At 58.4% G+C, this 20,807-nt stretch carries 20 protein-coding genes; 4 read left to right on the top strand and 16 right to left on the bottom strand.

Annotated elements, in window-relative coordinates; all coding sequences use genetic code 11:
• Positions 1 to 34 precede the first annotated feature (34 nt).
• From F3J20_RS13785 to F3J20_RS13740, 10 genes are all read right to left on the bottom strand, one after another.
• Positions 35 to 1,288 (bottom strand): MFS transporter, encoded by a 1,254-nt coding sequence (locus F3J20_RS13785; protein WP_167039248.1) that lies wholly within the window; start codon positions 1,286 to 1,288, stop codon positions 35 to 37.
• A 13-nt stretch (positions 1,289 to 1,301) separates the two neighbouring features.
• Entirely contained in the window at positions 1,302 to 1,757 is a 456-nt protein-coding gene (locus F3J20_RS13780; RefSeq protein ID WP_167039250.1) for a hypothetical protein, read from the bottom strand.
• A gap of 3 nt (positions 1,758 to 1,760) precedes the next feature.
• The gene (locus F3J20_RS13775) at positions 1,761 to 2,891 is read right to left on the bottom strand and encodes a zinc-binding dehydrogenase (protein WP_167039252.1); all 1,131 of its coding nucleotides are present in this window, start codon (positions 2,889 to 2,891) and stop codon (positions 1,761 to 1,763) included.
• A gap of 76 nt (positions 2,892 to 2,967) precedes the next feature.
• Entirely contained in the window at positions 2,968 to 4,128 is a 1,161-nt protein-coding gene (locus F3J20_RS13770; protein ID WP_167039254.1) for a porin, read from the bottom strand.
• Positions 4,129 to 4,436: 308 nt separating this feature from the next.
• On the bottom strand, positions 4,437 to 5,501 hold the full coding sequence (locus F3J20_RS13765) for an extracellular solute-binding protein (RefSeq protein ID WP_205192628.1): 1,065 nt from the start codon (positions 5,499 to 5,501) through the stop codon (positions 4,437 to 4,439).
• A gap of 97 nt (positions 5,502 to 5,598) precedes the next feature.
• Entirely contained in the window at positions 5,599 to 6,717 is a 1,119-nt protein-coding gene (locus F3J20_RS13760; protein WP_167039256.1) for a cupin domain-containing protein, read from the bottom strand.
• A gap of 78 nt (positions 6,718 to 6,795) precedes the next feature.
• The gene (locus F3J20_RS13755) at positions 6,796 to 7,404 is read right to left on the bottom strand and encodes a cupin domain-containing protein (protein WP_167039258.1); all 609 of its coding nucleotides are present in this window, start codon (positions 7,402 to 7,404) and stop codon (positions 6,796 to 6,798) included.
• Between the two features lie 2 nt (positions 7,405 to 7,406).
• Positions 7,407 to 8,027, bottom strand: coding sequence for a cupin domain-containing protein (locus F3J20_RS13750; RefSeq protein WP_167039260.1), 621 nt, complete (start codon positions 8,025 to 8,027; stop codon positions 7,407 to 7,409).
• Positions 8,028 to 8,053: 26 nt separating this feature from the next.
• Positions 8,054 to 9,154 (bottom strand): ABC transporter ATP-binding protein, encoded by a 1,101-nt coding sequence (locus tag F3J20_RS13745; RefSeq protein WP_167283612.1) that lies wholly within the window; start codon positions 9,152 to 9,154, stop codon positions 8,054 to 8,056.
• A 31-nt stretch (positions 9,155 to 9,185) separates the two neighbouring features.
• Positions 9,186 to 10,922, bottom strand: a complete 1,737-nt coding sequence (locus F3J20_RS13740; RefSeq protein WP_345889881.1) for an iron ABC transporter permease — start codon at positions 10,920 to 10,922, stop codon at positions 9,186 to 9,188.
• Between the two features lie 312 nt (positions 10,923 to 11,234).
• On the opposite strand from F3J20_RS13740, the gene F3J20_RS13735 reads away from it, so the two are divergent.
• Positions 11,235 to 13,046 (top strand): ethanolamine ammonia-lyase reactivating factor EutA, encoded by a 1,812-nt coding sequence (locus F3J20_RS13735; protein ID WP_167283611.1) that lies wholly within the window; start codon positions 11,235 to 11,237, stop codon positions 13,044 to 13,046.
• Between the two features lie 21 nt (positions 13,047 to 13,067).
• On the opposite strand, the gene nikR is transcribed toward F3J20_RS13735, so the two are convergent.
• Positions 13,068 to 13,502 (bottom strand): nickel-responsive transcriptional regulator NikR, encoded by a 435-nt coding sequence (nikR, locus tag F3J20_RS13730; protein WP_167039266.1) that lies wholly within the window; start codon positions 13,500 to 13,502, stop codon positions 13,068 to 13,070.
• A gap of 197 nt (positions 13,503 to 13,699) precedes the next feature.
• Here nikR and F3J20_RS13725 point away from each other — a divergent pair, with 197 nt between their 5' ends.
• The gene (locus tag F3J20_RS13725) at positions 13,700 to 14,749 is read left to right on the top strand and encodes a HoxN/HupN/NixA family nickel/cobalt transporter (protein ID WP_167039268.1); all 1,050 of its coding nucleotides are present in this window, start codon (positions 13,700 to 13,702) and stop codon (positions 14,747 to 14,749) included.
• Between the two features lie 59 nt (positions 14,750 to 14,808).
• Positions 14,809 to 15,876 carry a porin gene (locus F3J20_RS13720; protein ID WP_167283649.1) on the top strand — a complete coding sequence of 356 codons (1,068 nt, stop codon included), beginning with the start codon at positions 14,809 to 14,811 and terminating at the stop codon, positions 15,874 to 15,876.
• A gap of 147 nt (positions 15,877 to 16,023) precedes the next feature.
• Here F3J20_RS13720 and F3J20_RS13715 read toward each other — a convergent pair whose 3' ends face one another.
• From F3J20_RS13715 to F3J20_RS13705, 3 genes are all read right to left on the bottom strand, one after another.
• A complete protein-coding gene (locus tag F3J20_RS13715) occupies positions 16,024 to 16,557 on the bottom strand; it encodes a chromate transporter (protein ID WP_167039270.1) in 534 nt (177 codons plus the stop codon).
• On the bottom strand, positions 16,558 to 17,127 hold the full coding sequence (locus tag F3J20_RS13710; RefSeq protein WP_167283610.1) for a chromate transporter: 570 nt from the start codon (positions 17,125 to 17,127) through the stop codon (positions 16,558 to 16,560).
• A gap of 196 nt (positions 17,128 to 17,323) precedes the next feature.
• The gene (locus F3J20_RS13705; RefSeq protein WP_167283609.1) at positions 17,324 to 18,613 is read right to left on the bottom strand and encodes an aromatic ring-hydroxylating dioxygenase subunit alpha; all 1,290 of its coding nucleotides are present in this window, start codon (positions 18,611 to 18,613) and stop codon (positions 17,324 to 17,326) included.
• Positions 18,614 to 18,764: 151 nt separating this feature from the next.
• Here F3J20_RS13705 and F3J20_RS13700 point away from each other — a divergent pair, with 151 nt between their 5' ends.
• Positions 18,765 to 19,091, top strand: a complete 327-nt coding sequence (locus F3J20_RS13700) for a non-heme iron oxygenase ferredoxin subunit (RefSeq protein WP_167039276.1) — start codon at positions 18,765 to 18,767, stop codon at positions 19,089 to 19,091.
• 79 nt (positions 19,092 to 19,170) lie between these two features.
• On the opposite strand, the gene F3J20_RS13695 is transcribed toward F3J20_RS13700, so the two are convergent.
• Positions 19,171 to 20,106 carry a GTP-binding protein gene (locus F3J20_RS13695; RefSeq protein ID WP_167039278.1) on the bottom strand — a complete coding sequence of 312 codons (936 nt, stop codon included), beginning with the start codon at positions 20,104 to 20,106 and terminating at the stop codon, positions 19,171 to 19,173.
• Positions 20,107 to 20,125: 19 nt separating this feature from the next.
• Positions 20,126 to 20,806 carry a class II aldolase/adducin family protein gene (locus F3J20_RS13690; protein WP_167283608.1) on the bottom strand — a complete coding sequence of 227 codons (681 nt, stop codon included), beginning with the start codon at positions 20,804 to 20,806 and terminating at the stop codon, positions 20,126 to 20,128.
• Position 20,807: the final 1 nt, after the last annotated feature.

Genomic DNA, 20,807 nt, shown 5'->3' with positions numbered 1-20,807 from the left:
CTGTGCCGTGTCAGGATCGCCAGTACCATTGGGATCAGGCTGAGGCGCCTGCCTTGACTGCGGCACGCTTCGGATCACGCTGTTCCGGATACACGTATGGCCCGAGACACATGATCGAGACGACGGCGATCGAAATAAATCCCGAGAACGTCCAGAGGGCAATCGTGTAGGAGTGCGTGAGGTCGAACGAGAGTCCGGATGCGAAGATCATGATGCCCGCACCCCATCCCCACGCCATCCACATCGCACCACATACCCGGCCAAACAGGCGCAGATCGAAGTAGCGGCTTACGATGAACGTAATGATGTCCGCTTCTGCGCCAATTGAAACGCCAATCAGTCCGGCGGCAATCATTGCGGTGTAACCGGTCGCGCCCGTTGCGAGAATGAGCACGCCAATGAGCGTTAGCGAGAACGACATCGCAGCACAATAGGGCGCATGAATCCGGTCCATCAACCAGCCAGCGAGCAGACGGCCGAGCGCTGATGTCAAACCGGCGATCGACAGCATCGTTGCGGCAGCCGACACTGTTTCGCCGCGATCGCTCATCATGGGTACGAGTTGCGAAAGCAACGCGAGCAGCACGCCGGACACACAGAAGATCGAAAGGCCCAGCAGGCGGAAAGTCCGATCCTTGAGGAATAGCGACCAGAGCGATGGTAGTTCGCGTCTCGCTTCATGCGCTTTACGCACGAGTTCTTCGTCGACGCCCGGCGGCATTTTGACGAGGAAGTAAAGCGCGGGAACGGAGAACATGGCCATCAACGCAGCGACGCCGAAATAGCCGGCACGCCAGCCAAAGTGTTTCAGCAGGTAACCCGCATAGTGCGGCATGAACATCGCGCCCACTGCCGTGCCGCCAACCATCAAGCCCAGTGCCAGGCCACGCTGGCGGTCGAAGCGAGCGCAGATTACTTTCGCATAAGGCAGTGCATTCGTACTGGGTGCGAACAGGCCGACCGCAACGAATGCCAGTGCGAATATCCATGGAGACGCCGGCAACACACCTACGAGAGCCGTCGATGCCGCAAACAGGATCAGAAATAACAGGGTGGGGCGGCGCACACCCATTTTGTCGATGAGCGAGCCGAGGAGGATGGTGCCGGGTCCCATCGAAAATTCGAAGACGGTCAAGCCGAGCGAAACCTGTGCACGGCTCCAGTGATTCTCCGCGGCGATCGCCTTGATGAACATGCCGAACATGAATGCCGACAATACCCCCGCGCCGACGGAAACACAGACTGCGCCGCCGAGTACTGTCCACCATCGATTGATGTCGCGCTGCAAAATATTCTCCTTGTTACGCGCCGAGTGCGGAAAGCAGGTCGTCCAGATAACCGGCCTTCGTCGGAAGAACCATCATCGTGCTGTAAGGACGCAACATATCGGCCGTGCTGTTCGATTTCCTGTCGGAAGGACTGATTACGACGGATACGGTGACGCCATGCATGCGATACGTCCTTGCCGCGATTGCCATCGCTCGGGCATCGTCACCGTCGCGGCCCGAAATGACGACCGTATCGGGCGTGCCGAGCCATTCGCTTAGCACCTCGGAGTCCAGGTCAGCACTTGTATCAGAGCTTTGCGAAAGCGCGGCGAGATCGCTCGCCATCGCAAACTCCACATCGGCGTATGTGCGGCAGCTTGCGACTTCGGGGTCGTTATCCGTCAGTGCGATTACGCGAATGCGCCGAGGAGAAGAATTCGGCGTCTGAATTCTGTAACGCACTTCGGATGGGGTCTGGTAATCAGGCATAGCTTACTTCCACGGATCGATCGTCATGTGAATCGCACCGCTGACACCTTCGCCCTGCAAGGTGCGCAACGCCAGGTCCGTGTCGTCGAGACCGAACGTGTGCGTGCTCATCTGCGTGACGTCGTGGCGGTTCGCGGCGATCAATTGCAATGCGAGTTCTACGGACTGGTAACTGTGACCGCGCATGCCTTTCACCGTGAGAAAGCGCGCGATGATCATGTCGCTGTTGAATTCGGGAATCGGCACGCGCTTTTGCCCACCGAGTACGACCGTTCCGCGCTTTCGCGCAAGCTGGATTGCGGAGACGACGGTGGCCGGACCACCCGATGCGCAATCGATCACGAGATCGGCCATCGAGCCGCCCGTGAGGTCGGCTACGCGTTCGAGCACGTCTTCCTGATCGACCTCGATCGTGTGATCCGCGCCGAGCCGTTTTGCCAGTGCAAGACGTTCGCGGTCGGTGTCCGTCGACAGTCCCGTGACGATGATTTTTTCGGCACCCGCTTCGCGCGCTGCAACGACGCACGACAAGCCTTGTTGTCCAGGACCCTGGATGACGACTGCCTGGCCCGGACCTGCACCGCCCTGCAAATAAGCCCATTCGATGCCGTTACCAAGAGGCAAGGCAAGTGCCGCGTGTTTCGGTGCGACGCTCGAGGGGACGCGGTGAAATACGGTGTTCAGCTGCAGGTACTGGTATTGGCTGAAGCCACCCCAGAAAGACGGTGCGGTCTTCAGACCGGTTGCGCCATAACGCAGACCGTTCAGGCGCCAATCCGTTGCGTTGCACAGGCGGAATTCGTTCGACAGGCAATATTCGCAATGACCGCACGGAACGTATTCTTCGAGCGCGACGTAATCGCCTTCTTTAAGCCCCCAACGTGTGCTGGCAAGCTCGCCTGCTTCTTCGATATGGCCGACTGTCTCGTGCCCGAGAATCAGCGGCCCGCGGCTTTGAGGAAGTTGCTGGTAATAAGGGCCATCGCTGCCGCATACGCCCGTAATCGCAACGCGAAGCAATCCGGTAGACGGCGTAATTGCCGGGCGCTCGAATGTCTGAATCTCCGTGCGTGATGGTTCGACAGCAACAGCCGCCTTGAAGTGACGTGGGGTGAGTTGGATCGTGTCGTTCATACGTAGTGCGCGTGCGAAATTTCCGAAATAACGCGAGGCTCCATGCAACAGAGCCTCGCACGTCCATCAACCGGTTTTAGAAGCGATGCCGAAGAAGGAGCTTGACTGCAACCTGCGTGGGCGTTGAAGAGCTGCCGAGCGAGCCGATCGTTGCGACCGCGGACTTGCCGGTCGAATCGATACCGGAGGCGAGTTGCCATACGCCGCTCAATTGAATGTCGGTGCGTTTGGAGAGGAAATAATCCGGTCCGGCATTGACCTGGTGATAGTGCGCCGCCCTGCCCTGCGCGCGCACGGTCGTGTAGTCATACGCTGCCGCAAGCAGCAGTGTCGGCATCACGCGGTAGCGAATGTTGCCTTCGTAGCTGTTGAACGTCGCCGACCCGGTATTCGGCGTCGTTTTCGTTGGCAACATATTGCTGAAGACGGTTCGCGTGTACACGAAGCTGACCTGGCCGCCGGTGCCGAATTTGTAGCCGACACCTGCTGCGAAGATGGCTTGCGTGTCTGCGGACAGGAAGCCGCTGAACGATGGCGACTTGCCGGGCGACGAGAAGGCCGACGTGCCGGGTGCAGCAGCACTGTCGTAAACCGACACCGCCGGATTGTTCAGATTCTCGTACGCGATTGCGCCGATAATCGGGCCGGAATCGTATGTCGCCGCAGCCTGATAACGACGGTTGGTGGCGAAGCTACCCGGTGCGCCGCCCGGTGCGAATAACAGATCGAGCTTGACGCCGGCATACGTCGGCGAGATATAGCGGATCGAGCCATCCATCCGGAAATTGGCGTTCAGGTTGTCGAAGTCGCCCACGTGACTGCCGATCCACGCCCATATTCCGGTCGAGGACAGGCGCTCGCCGACATCGTCGTGCATGGCATCGTATTGACGACCGAACGTGAGCCTGCCGTACGGCGTTTGCAGACCCATCCATGCCGAGCGGCCAAAAAGACGGCCGCCTTGCGAGAGCGTGCCGGCAGAACCGTCGAAACCGTTCTCCAGGTCGAAGACGGCTTTCAGGCCGCCGCCAAGATCTTCCGTACCGCGCAGACCCCAGCGACTACCATTGGTCTGACCTTTGATGAGGCCAACCACGGCGCCACCGCCCTGATTGTTGATGTAGTTGATCCCCTCGTTCACAATGCCGTACAACGTAACCGAACTTTGTGCGTGGGCAACGCTTGCAATACTTGCAAGAGCGGGGAAGGACATCAGTGCGAGTATTTTTTTATTCATGAGTCTCCGACCTTGATTTAATAAAAATTCAGTGTGGATCGACAGATATCTGCATGCAGAAATGCCGCAATTTGTAGAAATAAGTATACCTAATGAAAAAGGATATACTTTGCGATCTGGTACAAACCCCTGCTGGAACGCGGCACTAAATGCACTGCCTATCCCGTGTTAAATGAAACACACGCATAAGATTCCATGACGGATAAAGATTATCCGCGTGGAAAGCAGTCCTTATAATAATAATGATACTTTTGGCCTGCCTGAAAGAAGAGGTGCGTGGACCAGACGCACCTCTTTCTGATCGGGACTTAATTCATGCCGTTGAATACGGTATTGAACAGCGCCTGGTTTTTCGCTTGGTTGTCGATGATGTCCTTGTTCGAGATGATCTGCATCGCCACGCTCGGCAGCTTGTGCTTGACCGTCGTATTCGTCACAGCCATATCGTGATCGGCATACATGGCCTGGCCTTCGGTCAGCAGGAAATCATAAAACAGCACGGCCGCGTTCGGATGCCTCAGCATGTGCGCGACACCGACGCCGTTCGGCTGGGTGATGGCCGATCCAATCGAAAACCAGTCGATGGAAGCGCCGGCCTCCTTCATGGACTGGACCTTGTAGTTGTAGATGCCGAAAGCCATCGGCACGTCACCCGAGGCGACCAGATTCGCCAGCAGCGTATGGCCGCGACGCACGGACACGCCGTTTTTGGCAACGATCTGCTTGAACAGGTCGATACCCGGCTGACCACCGAGTTCCTGCACCGTGCCTGCGAACCACGGGATCGAATCCTGGCCTTCCACGCCGAGCTTGCCTTTCCATTTCGGGTCGAGCAGATCCTTGTACGTCTTTGGCAGGTCTGCCTTCTTGATCAGGTTCGTGTTGTACGCGACGGTGAACACGTTCAGGCGCGTCGCCGTCCAGGCGTTGTTGTCCTGAATCGCTTCGGGAATCAGCGATTTCAGAACCGGCGAGTTGATCGGCTGCAACAGTTTTTCGCGGTACATCGCTTCGAGCTGCGGGCCGTTGGTTTCGAACACGTCCGCTTCGTAGCGGCCGGCACGGCCTTCCGAAATGGCGCGTTGCAGAATGCCCGAAGCGCTTGAACGCCAGACAGTCACGTGTACGCCGTATTTCTTTTCGAAGGCCTGCACGACCGGATTGAAATCGTCAGGCGGCAGCGACGCATATACCGTCAGTTTGCCTTCTTCCTTCGCCCCGGCGATCAACTTTTGCATGCGATCCGCGCCGTTGTATTGCGCGACGGATTCGCTCGATACATAACCGGCTGCGAAAGCGGGACTGGAACCCATGAACGTCAGCGCGGCACCCAGAAGCCCAGCAATGGCTGCGAGGCGGAAATTACTCTTCATCAAGAGTCTCCGATGTGTTTATTTTCGGCAGGGGCACATCGGCCTGATGTACCCCACACCTTTAGCCGTACCGGATTAGCGGTTCAGCGGCAGGAATTCAAACCGCGAGCGGCGGCAGCGTTTCCAGTTCCTTCGTGTATGCGCCATCCATCTGCATCGAGAGGCCGATCTTTTCCAGTTCCGACGAGAACGTCGAACGGATGACCGGGTTTTCGTCCGCATAGTCGATCTGGCAACCGCCGATGCGACGCGAAATCCAGGCCTTCGGCACGCCTTGCGAATTGCGCTGCGATACGACTTCGTGCTTGAGCGCGAGGTAACGCGACGGATTCGGGTTCGTGTTGAAGTGCTGGTGGAACTCGCCGTTGGACGGCGTGATGAGCGAACCGGTTTGCCAGTCGTAACGCTTCGGCTCTTCGCCTTCGCGCCACATCATCGAGTAACCCGAACCGCTCATGATGATGACGTGCGCGCCGGGACCATGCGAGTGCGCTTTCTTGTACGTCGAGGTCGGGAATTGCGAAATGTGGCTGTTCTGCGAGCCGCGCGCCATGCTGAAGCGGATGTGACCGCCGCCGGCACCACGTTCGGCGGCGCTGATCAGCGGCAGGTTCACCGCATCGGCGACGAAATTCGTGTCCATCAGCAGGCCTTTCTGTTCGCCGCCGTTGGCGAAGTAATCGGGCTCGCCATTGAAACGGTTCTTGAAATCGTACGCCGTGCCGAAGATGAAATCGATGTCTTCGAGCGCGTTGATCGTAGGCGGACCGTTCGTGACCGCGACGAAACGCGCGGCGTCCTTGCCGGACGTATTGTAGTGCGTGTGCCAGCAGTTCAGCGGGATCGCGAAGAGGGCCCCGGCTTGCCATTCGAACGTGACTTCCGCGCCGGCTTCATTGCGAACGGTAGTCGATCCCCGACCACTCAGAACGTAGATCATTTCTTCGAACAACTGACGCTGCGGCGCAAGCGATTTGCCCGGCGGAATTTCGCAGACGTAGCAGTCGTTCGACGTGCGCGACGCTTCGTGGTTGATGTAGACGCCCTTGCCGCCGCGACGCGCCCAATCCTTCAGATCGACCGTACGCAGGTCCTGGATGTAATGACCGTCGATAATGTCCAGGCCTTGCTGGGCAACCCAGCGCGTATACGCGGTTTCCTTTTCGGAAGCGAATTTCTTCGCCATGTCCTCGGAAACGACTGCGTTCTTGCTCATTTACTTCTCCATTCAATGCGGGTTGCGTATACAACAAGTTAGCTCGCAGACCTGCAAGCTAACCGATCCGGGTACGCCTTAGACGGTCGCCGTATTCTTCAGGTACTCGCGAATCTTCTCGGCCGTGAGCGTCACGCTCGGGTCGTATTCCGGCGCGTCTTCGAGCTGTTGGAGATCGTTGAGGCCGCACTTCCAGAAAATGCGGTTGATCGCGGAGATCAGGCGTACGGGGCGCTCCGGGTCCGCGTTGAAATGCTGATGCGCGGTGCCGGGCGGAATATAGATCACGTCGCCGGCTTCCCACTCGAAGCGCTTGAGTTCGCCGACCGGCTTCCACGCGTACTGATCGACGATTTCGACATCGTAGTCCTGGTGCAGGTCATAGCCGCGACCTTCGAGCACGTACAGGCACTCTTCGGCCAGGTGACGGTGTTTGCCCGACTTGCTGCCCGGCGGAATGATCTGCATGTACGCGTCGACCGTCTCCATGCGCGTGTTCATGCCTTCGTTCAGCAGGTGCTTGAGCAGGCCTTGACGCGACATTTCCCACGGCATGTTTTCCGGCCGCACGATCTTTGCGCGCTTGGCGTTGCGCTCCGGAGCCTGTTCGGCGTTTTCCAGCAGGCCCTTGTAAAGCGCGCTATTTTCCTTGCCTGCCAGCCAGTTTCCCGATTCGGTCCATGCCATGATCAGTAGCCTCCTTCCGGATGATTGAAATCAGTTTCTTCCATGCGCGCGACGAAACCAACGCCGGTCGGCGACGGCTCGTCAGGGCGAGGTTCGACGGTCTTCTGGAACAGCATGTTCATGAACATGAACATCGGCTTCGTCTTGATGACGAGCGCACGCGCGGGCTTGTCCAGGCTGCGGTTGAAGTGCTGGTGCACGCAGTTGTTGTGGACGATCGCGATGTCGCCGGCTTCCCAGTCGTAGCGGATGCCGTCGTGTACTTCGTAGCCGATGCCGTCGAGAATGTAGAACGCCGCTTCGTTCACGTGGCCGTGCTTCTGCGAGTGACCGCCCGGCGAGTACTCCTCGATATGAAGGTGGAACGTTTGCGTGATTCCGTTCTTCGGCTGCACGTAGTGGCGGCTGAAGGTTTGCGGTCCCTTGCTGAACTTGACTTCCTTGCCTTTGCGCACGCGCGGAACCGAACGCAGACGCTCCAGTTCCGTGCTCAGGCTGTACGCCCCTTCGATACCGCGCACGAAAATGCGATTCTTCACATTGCCAGCGGTGCTGTGATGCGATTCCTCAGCGCGCTGATCTTCCTCATACATCGTGTTTGTGTCGATGTTTGCTTCAGACATAGTGCCTCCTTGTTGGTACAGCGAATTTACTGCGGGTTCAGCGCGACACAGCGGGCTGGATCAATGGTGACCCAGATCTTCGAGCCGACCGGCTGGCGATGCGACGGATGCGCACGCGCGAGCAAAATCTGTTCACCGACCTTGATCTGCAAATCAAGCGTTTCGCCAAGGAATACTTTGGAATAGACGGTGCCTTCGAACACGTTGCCGTGTTCGAGCGTCGGCTTGCTATCGAAGATTTCCAGGTTCTCCGGGCGCAACGACACGACGGCTTTTGCGCCGGCATTCATGCCGTCGCCGTGAGCCACTGTGATCGGGCCGATGCTCGAATGAACGGTCAGCTTCTGACCGTCCGTGTCCCGGACCGTGCCATCGACAAAGGTCGTCGTGCCGATGAAATCCGCCACGAACCGGTTGGCCGGCTGTTCGTAGATATCGCGAGGCCGCGCCTTCTGAACGATGTGGCCGTCCTTCATGATCGCGATTTCGTGCGACATCGCGAGCGCTTCTTCCTGGTCGTGCGTCACGTAGATCGTCGTGACGTTCAGCTCGCGCTGCAGACGCTTCAGCTCGAAACGCATCTTGTCGCGCAGCTTCGCGTCGAGATTCGACAGCGGCTCGTCGAGCAGCAGCAGTTTCGGCTCCATCACGATTGCACGGGCGAGGGCCAGACGTTGCTGCTGGCCGCCGGACATCTTCGTTGCATCGCGATCGGCAGCATGATCGAGGCCGACCGCGGTGAGTGCGCGCATGACCTTGTCGGCAATCTGCTGTTTCGTGAATTTCTTCGTGCCGACTTCAAGCGGAAAGCTGCAATTCTTGAAAACGGTCATGTGCGGCCAGATCGCGTACGACTGAAACACCATGCCGAACTGACGTTTATTGGGCGGCACGAAGGTCTTGCGATCCGCGTCGAAGACGGTTACGCCGCTCGCCGTGATTTTTCCGCCATCGGGTTTTTCGAGGCCCGCAATCGAGCGCAGGGTCGTGGACTTACCGCAGCCGCTCGGGCCGAGCAACGTGAACAGCTTGCCTTCAGGCACCTCGAAACTCACGTTTTCAATGCCCGCGACTTTCACGCCGTGACTGTCGAAATACGCCATGTTCAGATTCTGAATGTTTAGCATTGTCGTCTCAATAGTTTCTGTTATGGCGGGTTCAGACCGATTTCACGCCGAATTTGCTGCCCACCCACTGCGCGAGCGATACCAGCGCGAGCAAGCCAATCGCGAACATCACGCTTAACGCCGACAGTTCGACGTATTGCCCGTTTTGCCACAGTTCCCACACCACGACGGAAATCGTTTCGCTACCGGGGCTGTACAGCAGGATCGAAGCGGACAATTCGCGGATCGATACGATGAACACATAAATCCAGCCGCCCATCAGACCCGGTTTGAGCAGCGGCAAAACGATACGAAAGAACGTCGTGCCCCAGCCGGAACCGCACATCTCCGCCGATTCTTCCAGTTCCTTCGACAACTGAACCATCGAGGTCTGCGTATAACGCATGCCGTACGGCATGAATCGCGTGATGTATGCGATCAGGAGAATCCACAACGTGCCGTAGATGCCGACGTTGACGTTCAGGAAGAAGATCATGAATGCCAGGCCCAATACGAGGCCCGGAAACACCATCGGAAGCGATGCGAGGTTATCGAGCAGCCAGCGGCCCCGAATCTTCGTTTTGATCACGATCCAGCACACGATTGCGGAAAGCAGCATCACGCCCGTTGCGCAGGAAAACCCGAGAATCAGGCTGTTGCCGACGGCTTCCTTAAGTTCCGGATAGCTGAATATGTAGCGGTACGAGTCGAGCGTCAGGTGGCGCAGCGCTTCCATCGACGGCGGCGCATAGAACTTCTGGAACGACGACCATAGCAGAACGAGCAGAGGCAGCACCACGATCACAAGCGCATACAGCACGAAGATTGCCGCGGTGAGATAGCGCCATGCGCCAAGGTCGATGGTGCGTGCGCGGAACGCTTTGCCGGTGACCGTCGTGAATTTGCCGCCCTTGGCCAGCAGGCGGCTCTGGACGAAGATGCCGACCGACGTGATGAGCAGCAGGATGGTGGAATAGGAAGAGGCCAGCCCGGTCGGTGTCGGATATTGCTGCAGTGCTTCGTAAATCGACGACGTGAGTACCTGAATTTTTACCGGCAGGCCGATCAGCGCAGGCACTTCGAACGATTCGACCGCGCGCACGAACAGGATCAGCACCGTCGAAACGATGGCCGGCACTGCGAGGCGAAACGTGATGCTGAACGTCGTCCTGAACAGGCTTGCGCCGCTCATGATGGCGGATTCTTCCAGCGACGGGTCCATGCCGCGAAACGCTGCCGACATCAGCAGGAACGCCATGGGCGAGTATTGCAAGCCGTCGATCCAGATCATCCCGCCCATACTGTAGATATTGAGCGGCGGATGCGAAAGGCCGAGCCAGTGCATCAGCGCAACGTTCAGCACGCCGATCTTCGGGCTGGCAAGCAGAATCCAGGCAATCGTGAAGAGGATCGCCGGATTGATGAGCGGAACGATCGTCACGATCGAAAAAAAACGCCGCAAGGGCGTATTGGTACGCTCGTTGATCCAGGCAAGACCCGAGCCGACAACGAACGAAACGAGTGCGGCACCAATGGCGAATTCCACCGAATTTGCGAAAGCCGACCAGGAGTCCGCGCTACCGAATGCAATCCGGTAATTGTCGAGGGTAAATACCGATGACGTATCCGCTCCCTGCGGCGTCATGAAGCTCTGCCATAACAGGAAACAAAGGGGAATCAACGCCAGCACCGCGACGATGAAGATTGCGCTGCCGATCACCAGCCATTTCGAGTCGAACCGCTTCCAGAACCGGGGCGGCGTATTGGTGACATCAAGTTGAAGCTCCACCAACTGTCTCCTTAGATAACTTCATTTCCGTTGTTCCTTTATATAGAACACCGTTTCTATATGAAGGTGCAGTTGCCGTATTGGGCGCGTCTGCTTGATTTTTGTCAAGATGTAAGGGGATCGGGTTAGCCCTAGTGTGGGCGGTTCTATTGATTGCTGCGCCGCGTTTTTTGCCGCGCAGCCAATAAGCGATGCCGGTATTTAAAGGGGAACAATTCTTTTATGCGGAGAGTCGTTCCATTTTCAGCTACTACCGTTCCATAAGCTACGGTATGATCGCTGTACAAATGCCCTACAAACCGGAGACGCCCCATGCCGAACGATGCAAACGTTCATTCGCTTGACGATCACCTGTACGGTTACGACCCTAACCACGAGCACGGTGACGATGCCGATCATGATCACGACCACGATTTCGCCGAGTCCGAAACGAATCAGGAGGCCATGTGGCTGCTCGATAACGTCGTGCTCAATAGCGTCGGTATCGATATCGGTTCGTCGGGCACGCAACTCGTGTTCTCGCGTATTCATATGCGGCGCATTGCTGAAGAACTCTCGAGCCGTTACATCATCGTGGGGCGCGAACCGATTTATCAGAGCCCGATTTCGCTCACGCCGTATCTGAGCGAAACGCAGATGGATACGCAGGCGCTCGAACGCATCGTGGCCGCGGCCTACAAGGAAGCCAATCTCGGTCCGGACGACATCGATACCGGTGCCGTGATCCTCACCGGTGAAGCGCTGCGTCGCGAGAACAGCGAAGGCATTGCGGATATGCTCGCGGAACAGGGCGGCGAATTCGTCTGCGCGGCTGCCGGGCACCACATGGAAGCCATGCTGGCCGTGTATGGTTCGGGCGCGGCCAGGTATTCTCACGAGCACAAAAAGCGCGTGCTCAATGTCGACATCGGCGGCGGCACGACCAAGCTGGGTCTGGTCGATTCCGGCAACGTGATCGGCACGGCCGCGGTTCATCTCGGCGGACGATTGATCGTGACGGACCAGCAAGGGCGCATCACGCGTCTCGATCCGGCAGGCAAGGAACATGCGCGGGCGGCCGGATTTGCCTGGGAAATCGGCACGCAGACGACGCGCGAGCAACTTGCGCAGGTTGCCGACTGGATGGCGCAGACGCTTATGCGTGTGCTGAGCGAGCGCTTCACCGCGGAAGATCTGAATTCACTGTTCCTGACCGATCCGATTGCCGATTTGGACAAGCTGGATGGTCTGATCTTCTCGGGTGGTGTCGGCGAATATGTCTACGAGCGCGAAACGCGGGACTTCCTCGATCTCGGGAAACTTTTCGGTTCCGCCGTGCGTCGGCGCCTGCTTGCCAATGAAGTGCCGTGGACGCTGCTGCCGGCCATCGAGTGCATTCGCGCGACTGTTCTCGGCGCGTCCGAATACAGCATCCAGCTGAGCGGCAACACGACTTTCATTTCGAATCCGCGCAATCTGCTGCCGCGCAAGAATATGCCGGTCGTGCCGATCGAAGAGCGCATGCACGAAGTGATCGACCCGGCGGCGATCGTCGAGTCGCTGCGCAAGAGCTTCCAGCGCTACGACCTGAAAGAGGGGGAACGCGACGTGGCAATCGTGGTGCGCTGGGCGGGGCCGCCGGAATATTCGCGGCTGTCGGCACTCGCGCGCGGGCTGATCGACGCAAATCCGTCGACCATCGCTGCCGGCAAGCCGCTCTACGTTATCGCCGATGGCGACATTGCCAATTCGCTCGGCAACTTGCTGCGCGAAGCACTGGACGGAAACGACCTGTTCGTGATCGATGGCGTTTCGCTGCGAGGGCTCGATTACGTCGATCTGGGCCGCATCCGCATGCCGTCACGCACCGTTCCCGTCACGGTCAAATCGCTGGTGTTCAGCGAAGACCCGAGCCTGCACGGTAAATCCGATGCGTCCGAATGGCATGCGCACGAGGATGGCACCGTACATCGTCACCACCACCCTGTAACCGCCGGCAAGCATCAACATCACGATCATGCACACGCACACGGCCATCACCATCATCACGATCATGATCATAGCCACGGCGCTGATCACGGGCATCACCACCATGGGGATCACGCGCATGACCACTCGCACGGCCACCCGCACAAGCACGACTAACGGCTAAAGCAACCCACGCCGTCACACGTGCAGATGCTCGTGTGACGGCGCACTCTCTCCCATCAGCGGCATCAGATGCAGGTTGCTGTTGCGCACGCCACGCTGCGACGCAAGCGACCATGCGAATTGCTGAATCGTACCCACTTCACCGCGTAGCACGATCGTTTCCAGGCAATTGTCGTGGTCGAGATAGATGCGATTGCTGCTGACGATCAGCGCGTGCCGTTCGTGATACGCATCCGACAGGCGCTGCGCGAGTTCGCGTACGCCGTGCTCGAACACGATCGTCAACGTGCCGATACATTGCACGTGGGCGTCAGCCAACAACTCCTTTGAACGATGGGCACGCAGGATGTCGCGCAGCGCTTCCGAGCGGCTGTTGTAGGCGTGCCGCTTCATCGTGTCGTCGAGCATCGCGAGCAGGAAATCGTCAATCGTAATCGTGATGCGTTGCATGTCGGCTATCCATTTCGCGCCAATTGCGTCTTGACACCACCATAGCATAGCCCGCATTATTCTCGCAAAGCGTTCCAGATAAAGATTCGATGTTCTTTTATAAGGAACGACTGGATGTGGTCGGGAGTATGAGGATTCTTTAGAAAAGTATGAGCGATGTGCGATCCGCGCATGGCGATCTTTCGGTGGAGACGTGAATGATTCGATTTCTGAAATTCCTGTTCAACGATGCCGGCCCGAATATTCGAGGCCGTATTGCCGCGATGTATGCGCTTCTCGCGGTATTCAATCTCGGCGCATGGGCGTGGGCATTCATTGCGTTTCATGGGCAGCCGGTGCTGCTCGGCACGGCCTTTCTCGCCTACAGCTTCGGGCTGCGTCACGCGGTCGACGCCGACCATATCGCCGCTATCGACAATTCGACGCGCAAGCTCATGCAGGAAGGGCAGCGGCCGGTGACGGTGGGTTTCATGTTCTCGCTGGGTCATTCGACTATCGTGATCGCCGCAACCGCTGCGATTGCGGCGACGGCCATGACGCTGCAACACCGCTTCGAGGCATTTCATGAAATTGGCGGCGTGATCGGCACGCTGGTGTCGGCCGTCTTCCTGTTCGTGATCGCCGCGATCAATCTCATCGTGCTGAAATCCGTGGTCGCTACCTTTATGCGCGTGCGCCGGGGCGAGCGTTACGATGAAGAAGATCTCAATCTGCTGCTCGCCAATCGCGGCCTGCTCGCGCGCATTTTCAAACCGATGTTCCGGCTGATTACGCGCGGCTGGCATATGTACCCGCTCGGCGTGCTCTTCGGGCTCGGCTTCGATACGGCATCCGAAATCGGCTTGCTCAGTGTTTCGGCGACCCAGGCATCACATGGCGTGCCTATCTGGTCGATCATGGTGTTCCCGGCGCTGTTCACGGCAGGCATGTCGCTTATCGATGCGACGGACAGCATCCTGATGCTGGGCGCGTACGGCTGGGCGTTCATGAAGCCGATCCGCAAGCTCTACTACAACATGACGATTACGTTGGTATCGGCGGTTGTCGCAATCGGCGTTGGCGGAGTAGAAGCACTCGGGCTGATCGCCGATAAGCTGCATCTGAGCGGCGCGTTCTGGGATGAAATCGGCGCGATCGGCGACAACTTCGGGATGGTCGGCTACGCGATCATCGGATTGTGCGCGTTTATCTGGCTGGCCTCGACCCTCGTCTACAAATGGCGGCGTTTCGACGAAGTGGAGGTGTAAGCACGATGGCAGAACGACACAATAAATATCGTCCCCAAAGCATCGCCCGCCTTGGCCTGATGGCGGCACTTGCCGCGGCCGGCTCGAACGCATTGGCTCAAAGCAGCGTGACGCTGTACGGTGAAATCGATGCTAGCGCCGTTTGGCTGAACCATGTCGATGGCGGGCATCAATTCAAGCTGGCATCGGGTCTGATCGACGGCAGTTTTTGGGGCCTGCAGGGTTCTGAAGACCTGGGCGGCGGTAATCGGGCCATCTTTCGTCTCGAACATGGTTTCAGCGTCACGACCGGTGCCGATCAGAACGACCATCCGTATTACGTGGGCCTCGAGAACGACGGATATGGCACGCTGACGCTCGGGCATCAATACGATTCCATCCACGACTACCTTGCCCCGTTCACGCTGACGGGCGGCAATGGCGGTACGGCGTTCGCGCATCCATTCGACAACGACAACGCGAATAATTCATGGCTCGCGCGCAACTCGATCAAATACGCCAGCTCATCGTTTGGCGGACTGAGTTTCGGCGGGATGTATGCGTTCTCCAATGCGGCGGGGCGGTTTGCCGACAATCGCGCCTACAGCATCGGCGCGAATTATGGCAGCGGCGATTTCAACGCCGGTGCGGCCTGGCTGCATGCGAACGGGCGGGGCAACACGGAAAGCGGCGCTTACGATGCAGTAACGTTGCCGGGCGCGAATCGCAGTACGTTCGATGCTGCTGTGCAGGCACAAAACACTTTCGGTGTCGGTGCCAGCCAGGCGTTCGGTCCGGTCACGCTGGCAGCATCCTGGACGCGCTCGATTTATAGCGGCATAACCGACACGGAAACGGGGCAAGCCGCGCGATCCGTCGCCTTCGGCAACTACGAGATCAACGGAACGTGGCAAGCAAGCGCCGCGTTGTCGCTCAGCGGCATGTACACGTATACGAAGGGTACGGGCGCACATTGGAATCAGGGCGCGCTGCAGGCCGATTACATCCTGTCGAAGCGTACCGATACCTACGTCGAAGCAATCTATCAGCGTGCTTCGGCTGACGCGCCGGCCGTCATCAACTCGATGATGCCTTCGGGCGGAAGCAGCCAGTTATTGCTCGCGGCGGGTATTCGTCATCGCTTCTGAAGCGGCGTTCCTGGTGCGCGTTCCCGGTGCTTAACCCGGGAAGCTGGGCGGTTCAGGAATCCCGGTCGGTTCAATGAAAAAACCCCGGGAGTCGGATCGATGTCCGACTCCCGGGGTTTCAGTTTATCCGCCGTCTGTTCGGTTCTATTAGAGCGGCACGTAGAACACGGCTACGTAGATTAGCGCTACGGCCGACATCAGAATGTACGGATTGAGCTTGGTGAAGTAGACGACGCAGGCTGCAATAGCCGTTGTTGCCCACGCGAGCGTGGTTGCGTGCATGGATTCCATCACGGCCACGGCCCCGGCGAAAATCAGACCGACCGCCACCGGTGCCAGCCCGCGCTCGATGGCGCGACGCCAACGCGTGCCTTCGCTCTTATGCCAGAACAGCGTGACGACCACGAATACCACCGATGACGGGATATACATCGCGAGCGTCGCCACGATCGCGCCTGTAAAGCCCTCCAGATGCCAGCCGATCAACGCGGAAATCAGGGTGGTCGGCCCGGGAGAGACGCGGGAGATAGCGAAGAGGTCCGCGAATTCCTGACCCGACAGCCAGTGGTAGACCGACACACTTTGATGCTGGACATCGGCAATGATGGTTTGGCCGCCGCCGAACGACAACGCGGAAAGCGGCGCGAACAGAAGAACGATTCTTAGCAGGACGTTAGCCATTTAGTTTTCCATAGCAGCGCAAATGATACTGAGCGGGACGAGTACGAGCACGACAGGCACGGTAGGCCAATGCAGCACGCCGACGGTGACGAAGGCGACCATGGCAAACACATAGCGGAGCAGTTTGCGCTCGACGCGCACCGCAACCTTGGCACCCATCGAGAACGTCGCGCCAACGCCGGCAGCGGCAATGCCGAGCAGCAGAAAGTGGGTGAGCGGATAGCCCGAGAGACGCGTATAGAGCACTGCCAATACGAGCACGACGACAAGAGCAGGCAAGATCATGCCGATCGCGCCAACGAGCGCACCGAGCGGCCCACGCAGACGCTGGCCGACATAAAGCGAGACATTGACCGGGTTTGCGCCGGGCATGACTTGCGAGAGGGTCATGCCCGCGACGAAGGCATCGTTATCCATCCATTTGCGCTCCTCCACGACGGCTCGATAGGCCCATGCGGCAGTGCTGCCGCCGAACGACATCACGCTGATGCGCACGAAGGCGGTGAATATGTCCCATAACGCGACGTTTTGAGCCGCGGGTGCGGCAGCGGATTCTTCGAGGGTAGACATGGCATGAAGTGGACAGAGGGTTGATGTATGTTCCGTATAAGGGAACTTCGTTCCTATTTAATTGCTATTTTTAGCACGCTGACGATTTGCCGGGCAACCAGGTTTTACGCGACGTCGGCGCCCGTCGTGTTACGGAAAATAAAAAAGCGCTGTGTCCATCGGAGCACAGCGCTTTGAGCGGCGGAGCTATAGGGGCTCAGATCGATTGCTGCTTCTTGCCTTCTTCCGCGACCATCGCATCGTGTGCGCCTTCGCTGAACGGCGTTTCACGCTTCAGCAGAATCGCGACCGAGCGAACCTTCTGCGACTCCGGATCGCGGCCCGGCGGCAGCGTGCCGTTCTCGGCGAGTGCGCGCGCCGACTTCATGATCCGGCTGCGCATCATGATGATGCCGTTGTCGGTGCCTACGAGGTTTTCCCTCGTGCGATCCTGAATCGGTCCCATGCTTTCCTGCAGCGAGGCATCCTGCATGGCGATGCCTTCGACACCGCTGTACGCGGTGCCTGCCCTTTGCGCCGCACGGTCCATCAGGTAGTTGTTCGTCTTGTTCTGCTCGGGAACGTAGTTGCTGCCTGGCACATAGCGCACGTGGATGCCCTTGCCTTCCTTCATCGCCCGCACTTCGCCTTCCGTCAGCGCGCGCGTCGGATGGTAATCGAAGCTCCATGCCCAGCAGTGGTGATCGTCGATCGGCACCCAGAAGTGGCCGTGCATCGGGTGATCGCCGCGCGGCGGAACCATCGTGAAGCAAGGCATGACCCACGGCGTGATACGCCAGTAATACTGATCGTCCTCGGCATTGCGACGCACGCCGATTGAGAGACCGCCCGACGCTTCGACTACCTCGAACACCGGAGCCAGGTCGTTCAGGTTGTACTGGTTGCCCTTCGAGCCCTTGAACAGCGGGTCGGAGTTGAGGCTGCCGCTATGCAGGAACGACACGTGGCTCGAATCGATGCCGCCTTCGAGCGCCTGCAACCAGTTGCATTCCTGAATCCGCTTGCTCATGAACGACTGGCGTGCCGGCACGGTCGAGAATTCCCATGCGGGCAGGGGCGGCTGCTGATCGGCCGGTCCCATGTAGACCCAGATGACGCCGCCCTGTTCGACGAGCGGATACGACTTCAGTTTGATTCTCTGCGCGTAGCCGCTTTCCTGCGCTTCGGACGGTACCTCGACGCACTGACCGGTCACGTCGTATTTCCAGCCGTGATACGGGCAGCGAATGCCGCCTTCCTCGTTGCGGCCGAACCACAGCGACACGCCACGGTGTGCGCAGAATTCATCGATCAGGCCCAGCTTGCCTTCCGAATCGCGGAACGCAAGCATGCGTTCCGAAAGCAATTGCAGGCGAACCGGTTCGCCGCCAGGTTGCTCGAGTTCTTCCGACAGAAGCGCCGGCAGCCAGTAACGGCGGAACAGTTCGCCCATCGGCGTGCCGGGGCCGGTTTGTGTGACGAGATCGTTTTGTTCTTTTCTCAACATGGTAGGAGCCTCAGGGTTGCTGTTGTTGCGCGACGCAGTTTGGTACGGTTAGCAAGCTACTTGTTTTTTGTTCCTTTATAAGGAACGCTGTTCAAAACTTGAGAACAAAGTTATCATCGGACCCACAACATGTCAACGATGGAGATTCCCTATGAGTCACGCTTGCGCATTTGCTCACCTCTGCCACGCTGGAGACGTTGCCGAGGGTAAAGCGATCAAGGTCGAGAAGAACGGCCTGACGCTCGCCGTATTCAATATCCAGGGCGAATATTTCGTCACGGATGACACCTGTACGCATGGTCCGGGCTCGTTGTCGGAGGGCTATATCGATGGCGATACGGTGGAATGCGATTTCCACAACGGCTCGTTCAATATCAAGACCGGCGAGGTGGTCGCGCCGCCCTGCATGATTCCGCTCAAGACGTACAAGACGCGCGTTGAAGACGGCGTGGTCGTGATCGAAACGGATGGCGAATGAAATCGATGCGCCAGGCGTGTTTAAAAATACCTGGCGCATACCTTCATGCTGCGTTCGAGCGTTCGTGAGTACACAGCTCCTAATTTCTCTTCACGATCAAGGTCAGGCCGCTTTTCACGCCTGCCATATTTGATGTCGCCTCGGTAATCTGCGCGAACCGGTCGCCCAGCACGAATTGCACGATGACGGGTGAACGGCCATTTTTCAGGCGCACACAGCCCTTCAGGCGCAAAAGCGATTTGTCGTACTGCGAGGTGAGTTCGCGCAGGCGTGCACACAGCGCGCCGCTATCCGGCACGTCGTCCATTGCAACGAACCGCGTAATCGCCCCGTGCGTACGGGTCAAGCGCGAAAGAGGCACACCCGGAACGGTGATGCGTTCGGCGCGCTTCACAGGCCGCGAAGGCGGCGTAAGCGCCTCATGTAGCCGGAGATTGCCGTTAGCGGAACGAAGAATGTGCGAACCCGCGTAATAGTTGCCTATGAGCGATTCCGCAGCGTCGATTTCCGGCGGCTCGGCAATATCCGTGTGAGTGAGGATCACCGTGTCGGCGCCTTGCAGCTGCGCACGCGCCTCGTCGAAGCGTGCGAGCGTATTGGCCGCGTGATGCGCCGCAATCGTCGTGAACGTACCGGCGATGCGGTAGCGCTCTTTCACGAGCGAATTCAGACTCAGAGCTGCAATCAGCGGACCCGGATCGGCAAGCCCGGTCGTTTCGATCACGACCATGCCGAAGCGGGGGATGCTGCGATGCAGGCGTGCCCAGAATAGCGTTTCAAGCGCTTCGTTCAGCGCCGGCAGCCCGTTGCAACATACGCACGCGTCCGCGAGCAGCGTCGAGGTATCGCCTGCAAATCCCAGCGTCGCATGATCGAGGCCGATTTCACCAATCTCGTTGACGATAAGTGCCGCGTTCGAAAACGGCGTTTCCTTCATCCAGCGGGCGAGCAGCGTCGACTTGCCGCTGCCGAGAAAGCCGGTCATGACATAGATGGGTATGCGTTCGTGATGCATGTTCGACGGCCGGATTCCGTTACGCGCGGAGCTTGCCGGCGTGGTAGTCCCACACTTTTTGCAGCAGGTTCGGTTTCCACAGATTGCGGCTGATCGTTTCGACCTGTTCGGGAGAAAGAACTATCGGTTCGCCGATTTGCTGCGCAAGATACTGACGATGCGCGTTCTCTTCGAGATAGAACGCGAGCACGAACGTTTCCAGAATGCCTTCGGCCGCAATGACCGCGCCGTGCGATTTGAGCATGGCGACGCGGTGTGCGCCGAGGCATTCCGCGAGTTCTTCACCGAGCGGCTTTTTGTTGATCGAAGCCGTTTTCGGGAACTGCTGAATCTCGCCGAGCACCGACGCCTGCATGATGACCGGTTGAACGACATGGCCGGTCATGCTGAAGAGGGTGGACCAGGTCGGGTGCGTATGCACGACCGAATGGACGTCGGGGCGTTTGCGATAGATTTCCGAGTGAATGTGAAACTCCATCGGCGGGACGGCATCGCCTTCAATCAGGTTGCCGTCGAAATCGATCGTGACGATATCGTCCACAGTCAGTGCGCTACGCACCGATGCGCCCGAATTGATCAACATGTGATCCAGGCCTGGCACGCGCCAGCTGAAGTGACCGTTGAAGTCGATCACTTCGGCGCGTTCGAGCATCAGGATCGCGTCAACGAGCATGTGCTTCTGTTGCGTGTATTGACTCATC

The sequence above is a fragment of the Paraburkholderia sp. Cy-641 genome (assembly GCF_011752945.1).
Classification (GTDB): domain Bacteria; phylum Pseudomonadota; class Gammaproteobacteria; order Burkholderiales; family Burkholderiaceae; genus Paraburkholderia.
The sequence above is the reverse complement of the archived record's forward strand: the minus strand, read 5'-3'. Positions and strand labels throughout refer to the sequence as shown.